The organism is Paucisalibacillus globulus DSM 18846, assembly GCF_000482485.1.
Classification (GTDB): domain Bacteria; phylum Bacillota; class Bacilli; order Bacillales; family Amphibacillaceae; genus Ornithinibacillus; species Ornithinibacillus globulus.
In genome coordinates this window covers 106,986-121,460 of the sequence record NZ_KI519436.1, presented here as the reverse complement: position 1 = coordinate 121,460, position 14,475 = coordinate 106,986, and the positions used below count along the sequence as shown (strand labels likewise).

Genomic DNA, 14,475 nt, shown 5'->3' with positions numbered 1-14,475 from the left:
TCTCCTTAACACCTCGAATAGGAAATTTCTAATTGTCCTTCTTCTGTAACGGGATAATTTCCAGTCATACATGCCATACAAATACCTTGATTAATGGAATCATCCGATACAATAGCCCTCTCAAGACCAACACTTGATAAATAAGCCAAACTATCCGCACCAATCAAATCACATATCTCATCTAATGAAAAATTAGCAGCAATCAATTCTTTCTTCGTCGACATATCAATTCCGTAATAACATGGATTCGTTATGGACGGTGAGGCAATCCTCACATGGACCTCTTTAGCCCCAGCATCCTTTAGCATTCGAACAATTCGCTTACAAGTCGTTCCACGAACGATGGAATCGTCAATCATAATAACTCGTTTTCCTTCCACAATCCCTCGAACCGGGGATAGCTTCATTTTTACTCCTTGCTCACGAAGTTCCTGAGAAGGCTGAATGAATGTTCTACCAATATACCGATTTTTGATTAAGCCAATTTCATATGGGATTCCACTTTGTTCCGCATAGCCAATTGCTGCAGAAATACTAGAATCCGGAACTCCTGTCACAACATCTGCTTCTACAGGTGCTTCTTTTGCCAGTTCTATTCCCATTTTCTTGCGTGAAGCATGAACATTTACATGATTCAAGTTACTGTCTGGACGCGAAAAATACACATATTCCATCGCACATAATGCACGTTTTTCCTGTATGGCAAATCGAGTCGATTCTAGTCCGGATTCCGTAATTGTTATCAGCTCACCCGGTAAAACTTCCCTTTCAAACGTGGCACCAATAATATCAAAGGCAGAAGTCTCTGAAGCTACAACATAGGCATCTCCTAATCTACCAATCGATAACGGTCTTAAACCTCTAGGATCAAGTGCAATATGCATACTGTTTTCCAATAGTAGTACAAAGGCATACGCTCCTACCAATTGTTGTAAAGCATTTTTTAATGCCGAAATAAAATCCATATTTCCGTTCCTTTTCAATAGATGAGCAAGTACCTCTGAATCCGAGGAAGTCTGTAAAATACTACCTGCGCCTTCTAGTTCGCCACGTAACTTATAAGCATTCATGATGTTACCGTTATGCGCTAGAGAGACACTTCCAGTTTGGGAACGAAAAAGGAGTGGTTGCACGTTATCAATGGTTCTCTCCCCTTGTGTTGCATATCGAACATGACCTATTGCTGCATTTCCCTGTAGTTTCGAAAAGTCAAATCGCTTAAACACATCATTAACTAGCCCTTGCCCTTTATGAAGCTTTAGTTCATGGCCATCTGACGTCACAACACCAGCACCTTCTTGACCACGATGCTGTAGAGCATGCAACCCATAGTATGTTAACTCTGCTGCCTTTTCATGACCCCAAATTCCAAAAACACCACACTCTTCATTTAAGCCTCTCATTTCAGCAAGCATGGGATTGCCCCTTTCCAAAGGCTCTCTAAATCTGCTACTTTCTCTGTCAAAATAAATCCCTCTTGATTTCGGATTGTTAAATTACCTTCTTCCGTTACAACACCAATTGCACCTGCATCATCAACAGCCTTTTCAAAAGCTACTTGATTTTCCGCCTTTATACTAATTAAAAAACGGGATTGTGTTTCACTAAATAATGCAGTAGTCGTATCTCCATCTAGCTGAATGTCTGCCCCTAGTGAAGTGTTTGAAAATAAACTCTCAGCTAAGGCAACTCCAAGTCCACCTTCTGCAAGATCATGCGCCGAAACGACTAGGCCTTGCTGGATTGCTTGAAGCAATTGTGCTTGACGATTTGCCTCTATCGCTAAATCAATCTCAGGTGCTCTGCCTTGGTAGCTTCCTTCTAGCATATTCTGAAGTTCACTTCCACCAAACTCATGCTTTGTTTCTCCAATTACGTAAATCAAATCACCTGCTGACTGGAAAAAGCTCGGTGTAATATGCTCCAGTGACTCATGTAATCCAACCATACCTACGATAGGAGTTGGGAAAATTGCTTTTCCTTTAGATTGGTTATATAGCGACACATTTCCACTAATTACTGGGGTACCGAGTGCGTCACAAGCTGCGCTTATTCCTTCCACACTTTTCTCCATTTGCCAAAACACTTCAGGATTGGTTGGATTTCCAAAATTCAAGCCATCGGTTATTCCAAGTGGACGGGCACCGGAACAAACGATATTTCGTGCCGCTTCAGCAACTGCAATCTTTCCACCTATTTCAGGGTCTAAATAAATATATCGAGAATTACAGTCGGTTGTAATCGCAAGTGACTTATTCGTTCCTTTAATTCGGACAACTGCCGCATCCGATCCCGGTCCATTAACCGTATTCGTTTGCACCATGGAATCATATTGGTCATAAACCCATTCCTTACTTGCGATAGTTGGTTGTTGTAATAACCTCTTCAGTGTATCACCATAATTATCGACAACTGGTACTTTATTCCTAATCTTCTGAAACTCTTGGTAATACGTCGCCTCTTGAGATGGCAAATAATAGACAGGGGCTTCTTCTGCTAATGCATCAACAGGAATTTCAGCCTGTACCTCACCATGCTGTATGATACGGAATACATTTCCCTCTATGACGTGACCAACAGCAACTGCTGATAGGCCGTAATGTGTAAATACATCAATAATTTCTTTCTCTCTACCTTTTTTCACAACTAATAGCATGCGCTCTTGAGATTCTGAAAGCATTAATTCATAAGCAGTCATATGCTCTTCACGTTGTGGTACTAAATCTAAATCCATCTCCATGCCAGTTCCTGCTTTACTTGCCATTTCACTGGCTGAAGAAGTAAGGCCTGCTGCCCCCATATCCTGCATACCAACTAGCGCATCAGAATGTATCACTTCCAAGCAAGCCTCAATCAGTAACTTTTCCATAAATGGATCGCCAACTTGAACGGCAGGGCGGTCCTTCGTTGCGTCTTCTGCCAAATCATCAGAGGCAAATGTAGCACCATGAATACCATCACGACCAGTCGGTGCCCCAGCATAAATCACAGTGTTTCCAATCCCTGCTGCAACACCTTTCTGTATATCGTCATGGTTAATTAGCCCAATACACATTGCATTGACCAGTGGATTATCTTCATACGAATCATCGAACTGTACCTCTCCACCAACAGTTGGAATACCAACACAATTTCCATATCCAGCGATACCACTTACTACTTCTGAAAATAAATATTTCACACGATTTGACGTTAAATTTCCAAAACGAAGGGAGTTCATTAATGCAATTGGTCTAGCACCCATTGAAAACACATCACGAATTATCCCACCAACACCAGTTGCTGCTCCTTGGTATGGTTCTACTGCTGATGGATGGTTATGACTTTCTATTTTAAAAACAACTGCTTGATTATCACCAATATCGATTATCCCTGCTCCCTCACCAGGTCCCTGTAGTACATGAGGAGCCTTAGTTGGGAATTTCCTCAATAATGGCTTGGAAGTCTTATAGCTACAATGTTCAGACCACATAACAGAAAAAATACCTGTCTCTGTAAAATTCGGAAGGCGACCTAAGATCTTCTTTATCATTTCAAATTCAGAATCGCTCAGTCCCATTTCTTGATAAATCCCTTCCGATTCAATTTGTTCTGGACTAATCTCATGCGTTTGTAACATAATAAGACTCCCTCCAATTTTTCACGAGTGATTGAAAAAGCTTCAATCCATCATTACTACCAAGAAGCGCCTCCACTGCACGCTCTGGATGTGGCATCATTCCCAATACATTTCCATGCTTGTTGATAATTCCTGCAATATTTTCTACCGATCCATTAGGATTATTTCGATACGTAAATACAATTTGGTCATTTGTTTGTAATTCGGATAACGTTTCCGAATTACAGTAGTAATTCCCCTCACCATGTGCAATTGGAAAACGTACAACTTCCCCTTTTTCAAATCCTCTAGTAAATATTGTCTCGTTATTTTCAACGACCAACTCTTCTTGATGACACATAAACGAAAGCTTTTTGTTTTGCATTAATGCACCGGGGAGTAGTCCAGCCTCGGTTAAAATTTGAAATCCATTGCACACGCCAAGAATTGGTTTACCATTCCGTGCATGCTTCTTCACCTGATTCATCACATCTGATGTTGCTGCTACCGCACCAGTACGAAGATAATCACCATAAGAAAATCCACCAGGTAAAAGAATTCCATCATAGTTCTCTAGATTACTATTTTGATACCAGACTAAATCCGCCTCTTCACCAAGGACATCTTTCACCGCATGATACATATCACGATCACAATTCGAACCTGGGAAAACAATTACTGCAAACCTCACGAGTGAACAGCCTCCTCCACATCAAAGTGGTAGTCCTCTATTACTGGATTGGCAAGTAGTTTATCGCACATTTCTTGAACCCGCGCTTCAATATTCGGTCCATCTTCTACTTGCAGTTCCACGTACTTTCCAACACGGGCCTCTTGAACCTCCTTATAGCCTAGAACATTCAATGATTCTTGAACCTGTTTTCCTTGTGGATCAAGTACACCCTGTTTTAATGTAATAAATACGGTCACTTTCCTCATATCCTTGCCTCCAGTCGCTGTAGTATTTGTTGATAAACGGTTACTAAATCCCCAGTGCCTTGGCGAAAAACATCCTTATCCATTTTGGCATTCGTTTCTAAGTCCCATAAACGGCAAGTATCCGGGGAAATTTCATCAGATAATACAATTTTCCCATCCGGTAATCGACCAAACTCTAGCTTAAAATCTACTAGTTTAAGATTGCTAGTATAAAAGAATTCACGTAATACCGTATTAATCTCTAATGCTTTTACCTTTATCTCTCGCAATTCCTTCAAGGTTATATCCGTCAAAAGCAGCGCATGGTCATCATTAATCAAAGGATCGTCTAACTTATCATCTTTATAGAATAGCTCCACTAGCGCAGGAGTAAAAGGAGTTTTTTCCTTGAATCCTAATCGTTTTGTAATGCTTCCTGTTGCCAAATTTCGAACAACGACCTCTAGTGGAATAATTTTTGTTTCCATTACTAACTGTTCTGTTTCATTTAGCCTTTTTACAAAATGACTCTTGATTCCACGTTCATGAAGATACGGGAAAATCAAGGAAGATATTTCATTGTTTAATTTTCCTTTTCCAAGAAAACTTTCCTTTTTCTTTCCGTTAAAAGCTGTCGCATCATTTTTATAAGATAAAACTAGCTTCTCAGAATCTGTGGAAGAACGATAAACTTTCTTTGCTTTCCCTTCGTATAATAGCTCTGCCTTCATGCTTTAACACCTCAGTTTAAGCCGATGCGCTCAAAAATTGCATCAACGTTTTTTAAATGGTACGTATAATCAAAGCAATCTTCTATTTCCTCTTCCGATAATAATACAGTAATATGATTATCATTTTTTACAAGCTCTTTGAAATGAGTTTCTGTTTCCCATGCTTTCATTGCTTTAGGCTGAACCAAATCATAAGCTTCTTCACGGCTCATTCCGTTATCAATTAGTGCAAGAAGCACTCGCTGTGAGAAAATAACACCATATGTTTTGTCCATATTGCGCTTCATATTTTCAGGAAAAACGGTTAAGTTCTTTACGATGTTTCCGAAACGATTCAGCATATAATTAATAGCAATGGTAGCATCCGGTAAAATAACTCTTTCTGCTGATGAATGGGAAATATCACGTTCATGCCAAAGTGACACATTTTCATAGGCTGTCACCATATAACCACGAATAACTCTTGCCATTCCAGTCATATTTTCCGATCCAATTGGGTTGCGTTTATGAGGCATTGCTGATGAACCTTTTTGGCCTTTAGCAAAAGACTCCTCTACTTCACGAGTCTCTGTTTTTTGTAATCCACGAACTTCAGTTGCGAATTTTTCTATGGACGATGCAATCAATGCAAGTGTTGAAATATATGCTGCATGACGGTCCCGTTGTAATGTTTGTGTAGATACCGGTGCTGGTGTTAAACCAAGGTTTTCACAAACATATTGTTCCACAAATGGATCTATATTCGCATACGTTCCAACTGCACCGGATAGCTTTCCAAACTCTATGGTTTTAGCAGCTAATTCAAAACGTTCTAAGTTTCGTTTCATTTCCTCATACCATAATGCAAGCTTTAATCCAAATGTTGTTGGCTCTGCATGTACTCCATGCGTTCTCCCCATCATTACAGTATGCTTATGCTCGATTGCTTTATCTTTAAGGATGCCAATCATACTATGTAGGTCTTTACGAATGATTTCATTTGCCTGTTTTAGAAGATACGATAGTGCCGTGTCAACAACATCTGTAGAAGTTAAACCGTAATGAACCCATTTACGCTCTTCACCTAGTGATTCTGAAACAGCACGAGTAAATGCCACTACATCATGTTTTGTATCTTCTTCTATTTCATAAATTCGGTCTATATCAAACGAAGCGTTCATTCGTAGCTGTTTTACTGCTTCTTTCGGAATAACACCTAGTTCACTCCAGGCTTCACAGGCAAGGATTTCTACTTCTAACCAGGACTTGAATTTGTTTTCTTCTGTCCAAATACTTCCCATTTCTTCTCTCGTATATCGTCCTATCACTGCTTCGCCTCCTCAAGTTTTTCCACTTGTTCCTCTATGTTTTCGCCAATAAAAGTGATATGGCCCATTTTCCGTTTTGGTTTAGCTTCTTCTTTACCATATAAATGAATAAAGCCTTGATTTATTATCGGCATTGCCTTCAAGGTCGGTTCCATAGTTTCACCTAAGATGTTAATCATTGTTGCCGGCTCAAGCAGTTCTACAGGAATCAACGGTAATCCACAGATTGCCCTTATATGCTGAGCAAATTGCGAAATATTACATGCCTCTATTGTGTAATGACCCGAATTATGAGGACGGGGCGCCATTTCATTTAGGTAGATTTCGTTACCTACGACAAACATTTCAATCGCAAACGTTCCGACAATATTCATTTTATCTGCTAGTAAACATGCTGCTTCAAATGCCTTTTCTTGAACTTCGATAGGCACATTTGCGGGTACTGTTGTACGAAATAGAATATGATTCTGATGCACATTTTCCGCAATTGGAAAGAATTCAATTTCACCCGTTGCTGTTCTTGTGAAAATCACTGAGATTTCTTTATCAAAGGTCAACCAAGACTCTATAATGCAGTGCTTATTCTTTTCTACAAATTGAATTGCACCTGGAATATCTACCTTAGATTCAAGTTTGAATTGTCCTTTACCGTCATACCCACCTCGACAAGTTTTAACGACAACAGGAAATGTTACTTCCTTCAATTTTTCTTGGCATTCTTCACCACTATGGACAATGGAAAAATCAGGTATTGGTAAGTTAAGCTCTTTCATTAACTGTTTCTCATTTTCCCGATTCTGAGTTACCTCAAGTACATAGGTACCTTGTGGTAGTTTCCCAAAATTATCGATAGTTGTTGCCGCTTCTACATCAACATTCTCAAATTCGTACGTAATTACATCAGACTTGTCGACTAATTCTTCCATAGCGTTCATGTCCTCATACGCTGCAATTATTTGCTCATCTGCCACTTGTGCTGTTGGACAATTTGGTGTTGGGTCTAGAACAATAACGTTATAACCCATATATTTTGCTGCCATCGCCATCATACGACCAAGCTGGCCACCGCCGATAATTCCAATTGTTTGAGGTGGTAAAATCACCCTACTGTTTTGCAAGGTCTTCCCCCATTTCTCTCACTTTCTCCTTCATTTCTGTTCGATAGTTTTCTAGATTGTTAGTTATATTTTCATCAAAAGCTCCTAGAACTTGTGCAGCTAGTAATCCTGCATTAATTGCACCAGCCTTGCCAATTGATACCGTTGCGGTAGGTACTCCTCCGGGCATTTGTACAATCGAAAGAAGTGAATCAAGTCCATTAAGTGCATGACTTTGAACTGGAACACCTATAACTGGAAGTGTTGTTTGAGAAGCAATCATTCCTGGCAGATGGGCCGCTCCTCCCGCCCCAGCAACAATTACTTTTAGTCCACGTTTACGTGCTGTTTTTGCGTATGTAAACATTTCATCTGGAGTTCGGTGTGCTGATATGACATCTTTTTCATACTTAATGTTTAATTCCTCTAAGATACTGCATGTATGCTTCATTGTTTCCCAATCAGAGATGCTTCCCATAATTACGCCAACTAAAGCCATTACACTTTCTTCCTTCCATGGAAAAGAATTACTTATCCTAATAATTAAAAAGGGTCTATCCATCTTCTCTCTACGTATAGAGAGAAGATGGATAGACCCAATATTTGGTCACCAAAAATATCATAAGTTTAGAAATACCGGTATTCGACTTCATTCTTTAGTGAATGCGCCAGTATTCTAAGCGTACAGAAAGTTATTATACTTTCCTAACTACTAATGATTCATCTTCCCTCATAGTCCGGCATTTACGGTACCGGGTAGAGACTTCAAGGCCATATCCCAAGAAATATATGAGGATCCGTATTCAATTATTGATTTTAGCATAACAAAATTCATTCTAGGGGTCAATCGTAAAATCGAATATTTTTTATATTTCCTCTTAAAACGTTCGGCTTTAATCGCAGTAATACAACTTAATGTGTAAACCTCCAACTATCATTCGCTTTTATCGCTAAAAGTTGTATTATTAGTTGGGTTGTTATCAGAGGAACCATCTGGTTTTTTCTTCGGATTAAACAATCGACCTTTTCGTACTTGTTTCACCCAGAATCCTCCATGAATTTGCTTAGGCTCATATGAAATGATGAAAGCCTTTGGATCAATTGTTTTTATATCTTCATACAGTTTCAATTCATATTTTCTAGGTGTTAAGATTTGCATGGCAAGACGATCCCCATCCATCCCGTAGGCAGACCAACTTGTAACCCCATACCCCTTATCACGTAATTGCCGAGTAAAGCTTAAGTCCGGATTCCCGGATATCACATTAACCGTTATGTAACCGAGTGCCAGTTTTTCTTCAATCATTGAACCTACAACAACCCCAATCCCATACCCTAACGCATAAGCAATTACGTTCTGTATTTCATTTAAGTTGTCCAATACTAATCCTAAACCAAAGATATATACGACTATCTCAAACATACTTACAAAGGCAGCGACAAATCTACGGCCTTTCAAGGTTAATATCATACGGATGGTGAACATTGATACATACACAACATTAACAAGTAATATAATGACGACCATTACAACTGCGTTTTCAAGCAAAATACAACCTCCTTTGTGGGCATTCACCCATTTTTTAGAATTTGCATATAGTATAAATAAATACTTAATAAAATGAGGTGTTAAAAATGGATCCATTTCAGCAAATGTCAGATTGGAAACGGAATATGGACCACTTCTTTGGTGAGCAGTTTTGGGATCAATTTGAAGGCATCCTAAAACCAACTATTCCCCAAATTAATCTTTATCAAACGGACAATGAAATTCTGTGTATTGCAAATATACCAGGTATAAATGATTTAGAGAAGATTGATATTTATGTAGATTATGCAACAATGGAGCTACGTGGCACAATTGATATTGGACATAGTGTTGGTACTGTTGTAAAGGAAGAAATTTTGCAAGGTGTTTTCGAGCGTAAAGTTACGTTACCATTCCCGGTTCGGTCTGATAAGATTAAAGCTACTTACAACCATGGACTACTATATATACAGTTGCATCGCTTTATTTCTAGTTCTAGTCGAAAAAATCGAGTTTCTGTTGAGCTACTGGAGGATGAATAAGTTTGCCACCTTTTTATCTTTATAATCGATTATATAGGTAAGAAGGTGGCATATATCAGGCGCTCCAGCAGAATACTCCGCTTTCCACGGGCACGGTCTCAGGCAGCCACCCATGGAAAGAGCAGTATATTTCCGGAGCGGGTATGGTGCTCTACCAAAGATTATTAGTTACGTCGCATATTCCATCAACTGCGAAAGTTAAAAGCTAAATATTTCACAAAAACAACTCAAATCAAAGACAGCACAAGTACCTAATTTGGAACTTGTGCTGTTTTTCCATAGTAACATGATTTCTATACTTGATTAGCTTCTTTAACCTTACCATATACCGGTTGTTTCCAAAACAGAGATAAGACTATCCCGAAAGCCAATACAAGGGTGGCGAAGTAATATGGATAATCAATATCGATATCAAATAATACGCCGCCAACAATTGGGCCAAAAATATTACCTAAACTAGTAAACATGGAGTTCATTCCTCCAATAAATCCTTGTTCGTTTCCAGCAATATTGGAAAGATAGGATGTGACAGCTGGTCGGAATAAATCAAAACCAACAAAAACTACAAATGTAACAAGTAATATGGATAAATAGGATTGAACCACAGTCATCATAAAGACGAGTATTGCGGATATCAGGATACTGTATTGTATTAGTTTAATTTCTCCTAACATTCTAGTTAAACGATCAAACAACACAACTTGGGCCACGGCACCAACAATAGCACCTCCAGTTATAACTATTGCAATATCCCCTGGTGAAAATTGAAATTTATGATCGACAAATAAACCAAAAAATGAATCAAAGGCTGCTAAGCCAAATGATGTTATAAAAATTAAAATAAGTGGAATGAAATACATCGGTGCAAAAATACGTTTTATCCCGACTTGAGTCTTAGAATCTTGTTCCACTTGTTCTTCTACCCGATTTGGCTCCGTTAATAAAATAATAGAAAGGATAGCAGCAACTACACCAAGTCCTCCAGCAAAGAAAAATGGTACCCGAGTACCAAACTCAGCTAAAAATCCACCAATTCCTGGGCCAATAATAAATCCTGTACTAATAGCAGCTGACATAAACCCTAATGCTTTAGGGCGAGTTTCCTTTGTTGTAATATCAACAATAAATGCTGTAACTGCTGGCATAATAAAAGCTGCACTAATACCACCTAGGATACGAGAAATAAATAAAACCTCAATTTCATTACCCAATCCAAATAAGAATTCTGAAAAACCAAAAATAAACAAACCGACGACAATCATGATCTTTCTTCCAAATTTATCTACAGCTTTCCCTGCAAATGGAGAAGTTATTAATTGCGCAATCGCAAATGCTGCGGTTAAATTACCCACTGTTTTCCCCGTAATACCTAATTCATTCATCAATGTTGGCATTACTGGAATGATTAAACCAATACCTAAAAAGGCAATAAATAAATTCATTAATAATAACCATAAGGTGACATTATATGTTTTCATTTTCCATTCTCCTTACATCCTAAAAAACCATATGAAACATGTAGCTATCTATTTAAAAATGTATTATAAATCATAACCACTTGAAATTACCAAGACTTAAATAATATATTTACAATTCACTATCCTAATGTATATAGTAACTATATAGTCAAGGACGGTGATCAATTTTGAACGAAAAAAAAGAGAAGTATTTGAGTACTGGAGAGTTTGCAAAGCTTTGTAATGTTAATAAACAGACATTAATTTATTATGACCAAATTGGCCTGCTCTCACCAGTCGTAAAAAATGAAAAAGGATACCGCTATTATTCCATCCACCAATTGGAACTATATAATGTGATTGATGTTCTCAAAGATCTCGATATGTCCCTAAAAGACATCAAACAATACACACAGAACAAATCACCAGAAGGCTTTTTAAATTTAATGTATAAGAAGAAAGAAGAGATTGCGAAGAAGCGTCAAGAAATAGAAATGAAAGAAAGAATTATTGAAGCGAAAATTGAAATAATGGAAGAGGCTCTAGGTACTGATTTTAATGAAATTAGACTAGCTCAATTACCAGAAGCAACCCTTTACTTAAGTAGAGACATAAAAAACTTTTCAAATGAAGAATTTGTAGAGGCCGTATCAGACTTCATTGACCAATTGTATACCTCTAATCTTGATTCGGGATATCCTATAGGTGTTATCACGAAGAGGGAGCAAGTATTAAAGGGCGAATTTACTAATTATAGCTATTTATATATTGAGCAACCAACTCCCAAAGAAGGATATCCATATTTCCAGGCCGTACAGGGTGAATGCCTAATTGGTTATCATGTTGGCGATGATAAAACGATACATCAAACCTATGAACGAATCTTTTCGGAAATGAATCGATTACATTTAGTCTTAGGAGATTATGTTTTTGAGGAATATATTTACGATACGATTGTGAGAAACCATGAAGAAGAATTTGTCACAAAAATTATGATTCCTGTTTATCATCGGGCTTAGTCATTTATTCAACGTCTTTATGCACATAAAACTCGCCCATGAAATTAATGAGCGAGCTTTATGTTGAATTATTTTAAGTAATTTTTATATACTTGAAAATGGCTTTTAAGTCGGATTAGTATTTCTTCAAAAACTAGTGCTTTCCTCAATGGAATATTTTTCTCTTAAGGTTGCTTTATCAATTTTTCCAACATGGGTTTTTGGTAGTACAGACAAGAAATAAAACTTCTTTGGAACTTTATATCGGGTGAGCTTCTGGTTACAATAATTCTTTAATTCTTCTTCAGTCAGTTCACCCTTCAATGAGACAAACCCTGTTACTATTTCTCCCCACTTCTCATCCGGTAAACCAACAACAACTGCTTCGTCAATTAAATCATGCGTTTCGAGCCAATGCTCAATCTCTAATGGATATACATTTTCTCCACCAGTTATTATCATATCTTTCTTGCGTCCAACAATATAGACATAACCATCCTCATCTTGTTTAGCAAGATCCCCAGTATGGACCCAACCATCCTTTATGACTTCAGCGGTTTCTTTTGGTTTATTCCAGTAATACTCGAATGCATGATAGCCACGTAGCACAAGCTCTCCCACTTCATTTTCTTTGGCACTTTCTCCATTGGCCTTAACTATTTTTATATCATTAAATATCATCGGCTTGCCTACTGAACCAATTTTTCGGGCTGTATCTTCCGGGTCAATGTAAAAATTATTTGGCCCCGCTTCAGTTAGTCCATAGCCTTCTTTAAATGCAATACCCTTTTCACGGAAGGCATCATATATTTTATGTGGGCATGGTGCCCCACCGGAAACAAAGACCTTTATATCAGGGAATATCGCCTGCTGAAACTCTTTTGTCTGAATGATCATATGGTACATGGTTGGAACAAATAGAACCACCGTGCATTTATATTTAATTAAATCCTCTACAGCCTTTTCCGGTTTAAATTCAGGGGAAAGAACAACCTTTCCACCCGCAAGAAGAATTGGCAATGTGTAGACATTCAATCCACCGGTATGGAACATCGGAGTAGTAATTAGGGTTACATCATCTGCCCCTAAGTCCCAGCTAACAATCGTATTCAATGCATTCCAAAGAATGGATCTATGAGAAAGAACTACTCCCTTTGGACGGCCTGTCGTTCCTCCGGTATAAATCATAGCAAGTGGCTCTGACTCGTCTAGCTTTATTTTTATTTGATGTCTTTCAAAATCTAATCCCTTCTCATACTCATTACTACTAATAGTAATAATCACTGCTCCCAGTTCCATCTGATTCATTCTATCTAAAAAAGAAGGTGCTACTCCTATTATCTTCGGCTCAGAATCCTGTAACACATAGGCCAACTCATCCTTACTTAACCGCCAATTTAGCGGAATGAATATCGCTCCTATTCGCATACAAGCGAAAAAGAAATCCAAATACCCAATATGATTCGGTGCCAAAATCGCAACACGATCACCCTTTTCTACACCTTTTATCATAAAGAAATGTGCTATTCTATTTGCTCTTTCATCAAGCTCTTTATAAGTCCAAGAATCACCTGTTACAGAATCAACCACCGCTATTCTTTCTGGAGATATATTGACCCTACTCTGTAACCAGTCCATATTTGCATGCATCCCAATCCCTCCACTTTCTAGGAATAGTTTAGTGGAGGAGAGTTACATGAGGGTTACAGAAATAATTTGTCGTGAGTAGGAATAATGGAAATGAGGGTTTTTGGCAGTTATGACTGGTAGTTTCTTTTTTGGCTGATGTTCGAGCGTTTTGGCTGATATTTCCTTTTTTCGGCTGATATTCGCGCGTTACGGCTGATATTTCCTTTTCTTGGCTGATATTCGCGCATTACGGCTGATATTTCCTTTTCTCAGCCGATATCCGCGCATTATGGCTGATATTTCTTTTTCTTGGCTGATATTCGCGCGGTTTGGCTGATATTTCCTTTTCTTGGCTGATATCCGCGCGGTTTGGCTGATATTTCCTTTTCTTGGCTGATGTTCGCGCGTTTTGGCTGATATTTCCTTTTCTTGGCTGATATTCGCGCATTACGGCTGATATTTCCTTTTCTCAGCCGATATCCGCGCATTATGGCTGATATTTCTTTTTCTTGGCTGATATTCGCGCGGTTTGGCTGATATTTCCTTTTCTTGGCTGATATCCGCGCGGTTTGGCTGATATTTCCTTTTCTTGGCTGATGTTCGCGCGTTTTGGCTGATATTTCCTTTTCTTGGCTGATATTCGCGCATTACGGCTGATATTTCCTTTTCT

15 protein-coding genes and 1 riboswitch are annotated in these 14,475 nt (G+C 38.4%); of the genes, 2 read left to right on the top strand and 13 right to left on the bottom strand.

Annotated elements, in window-relative coordinates; all coding sequences use genetic code 11:
- Positions 1–5: 5 nt before the first annotated feature.
- The 9 genes from purF to K332_RS22610 form a co-directional block, all read right to left on the bottom strand.
- Positions 6–1,415, bottom strand: coding sequence for an amidophosphoribosyltransferase (gene purF / locus K332_RS0114395; RefSeq protein WP_026908091.1), 1,410 nt, complete (start codon positions 1,413–1,415; stop codon positions 6–8).
- Entirely contained in the window at positions 1,400–3,619 is a 2,220-nt protein-coding gene (purL, locus tag K332_RS0114390) for a phosphoribosylformylglycinamidine synthase subunit PurL (RefSeq protein WP_026908090.1), read from the bottom strand. Before purL ends, purF begins: the two co-directional genes overlap by 16 nt.
- Positions 3,603–4,289: a phosphoribosylformylglycinamidine synthase subunit PurQ gene (purQ, locus tag K332_RS0114385; protein WP_026908089.1), complete on the bottom strand. Its 687-nt coding sequence runs from the start codon at positions 4,287–4,289 to the stop codon at positions 3,603–3,605. Before purQ ends, purL begins: the two co-directional genes overlap by 17 nt.
- Complete coding sequence (purS, locus tag K332_RS0114380) at positions 4,286–4,537, bottom strand: phosphoribosylformylglycinamidine synthase subunit PurS (RefSeq protein ID WP_026908088.1); 252 nt, start codon at positions 4,535–4,537, stop codon at positions 4,286–4,288. The genes purQ and purS overlap by 4 nt, the downstream gene beginning before the upstream one ends.
- On the bottom strand, positions 4,534–5,247 hold the full coding sequence (purC, locus tag K332_RS0114375; RefSeq protein ID WP_026908087.1) for a phosphoribosylaminoimidazolesuccinocarboxamide synthase: 714 nt from the start codon (positions 5,245–5,247) through the stop codon (positions 4,534–4,536). The genes purS and purC overlap by 4 nt, the downstream gene beginning before the upstream one ends.
- Positions 5,248–5,258: 11 nt before the next feature.
- On the bottom strand, positions 5,259–6,554 hold the full coding sequence (purB, locus tag K332_RS0114370) for an adenylosuccinate lyase (protein WP_026908086.1): 1,296 nt from the start codon (positions 6,552–6,554) through the stop codon (positions 5,259–5,261).
- A complete protein-coding gene (purK, locus tag K332_RS0114365) occupies positions 6,551–7,672 on the bottom strand; it encodes a 5-(carboxyamino)imidazole ribonucleotide synthase (protein WP_026908085.1) in 1,122 nt (373 codons plus the stop codon). The genes purB and purK overlap by 4 nt, the downstream gene beginning before the upstream one ends.
- The gene (gene purE, locus K332_RS0114360) at positions 7,659–8,150 is read right to left on the bottom strand and encodes a 5-(carboxyamino)imidazole ribonucleotide mutase (RefSeq protein WP_026908084.1); all 492 of its coding nucleotides are present in this window, start codon (positions 8,148–8,150) and stop codon (positions 7,659–7,661) included. Before purE ends, purK begins: the two co-directional genes overlap by 14 nt.
- A 214-nt stretch (positions 8,151–8,364) precedes the next feature.
- A riboswitch (purine riboswitch) is annotated at positions 8,365–8,464 on the bottom strand.
- 121 nt (positions 8,465–8,585) lie between these two features.
- Positions 8,586–9,200, bottom strand: a complete 615-nt coding sequence (locus tag K332_RS22610; protein WP_051359477.1) for a DUF2179 domain-containing protein — start codon at positions 9,198–9,200, stop codon at positions 8,586–8,588.
- 86 nt (positions 9,201–9,286) lie between these two features.
- Between K332_RS22610 and K332_RS0114350 the strand changes: the two genes are divergently transcribed.
- Positions 9,287–9,721, top strand: a complete 435-nt coding sequence (locus K332_RS0114350; RefSeq protein ID WP_026908083.1) for an Hsp20/alpha crystallin family protein — start codon at positions 9,287–9,289, stop codon at positions 9,719–9,721.
- Positions 9,722–10,014: 293 nt separating this feature from the next.
- On the opposite strand, the gene norA is transcribed toward K332_RS0114350, so the two are convergent.
- Entirely contained in the window at positions 10,015–11,199 is a 1,185-nt protein-coding gene (gene norA, locus K332_RS0114345; protein ID WP_026908082.1) for a multidrug efflux MFS transporter NorA, read from the bottom strand.
- A 167-nt stretch (positions 11,200–11,366) separates the two neighbouring features.
- Between norA and K332_RS0114340 the strand changes: the two genes are divergently transcribed.
- Positions 11,367–12,197, top strand: coding sequence for a MerR family transcriptional regulator (locus tag K332_RS0114340; RefSeq protein WP_026908081.1), 831 nt, complete (start codon positions 11,367–11,369; stop codon positions 12,195–12,197).
- 126 nt (positions 12,198–12,323) lie between these two features.
- Here K332_RS0114340 and K332_RS0114335 read toward each other — a convergent pair whose 3' ends face one another.
- From K332_RS0114335 to K332_RS0114325, 3 genes are all read right to left on the bottom strand, one after another.
- Positions 12,324–13,826 carry a class I adenylate-forming enzyme family protein gene (locus tag K332_RS0114335; RefSeq protein ID WP_026908080.1) on the bottom strand — a complete coding sequence of 501 codons (1,503 nt, stop codon included), beginning with the start codon at positions 13,824–13,826 and terminating at the stop codon, positions 12,324–12,326.
- A gap of 226 nt (positions 13,827–14,052) precedes the next feature.
- Positions 14,053–14,253: a hypothetical protein gene (locus K332_RS0114330; RefSeq protein ID WP_026908079.1), complete on the bottom strand. Its 201-nt coding sequence runs from the start codon at positions 14,251–14,253 to the stop codon at positions 14,053–14,055.
- Positions 14,253–14,475, bottom strand: a 223-nt coding sequence (locus tag K332_RS0114325) for a hypothetical protein (protein ID WP_211237421.1), incomplete at its 5' end; no start/stop codon positions are given. The genes K332_RS0114325 and K332_RS0114330, both read right to left, overlap by 1 nt.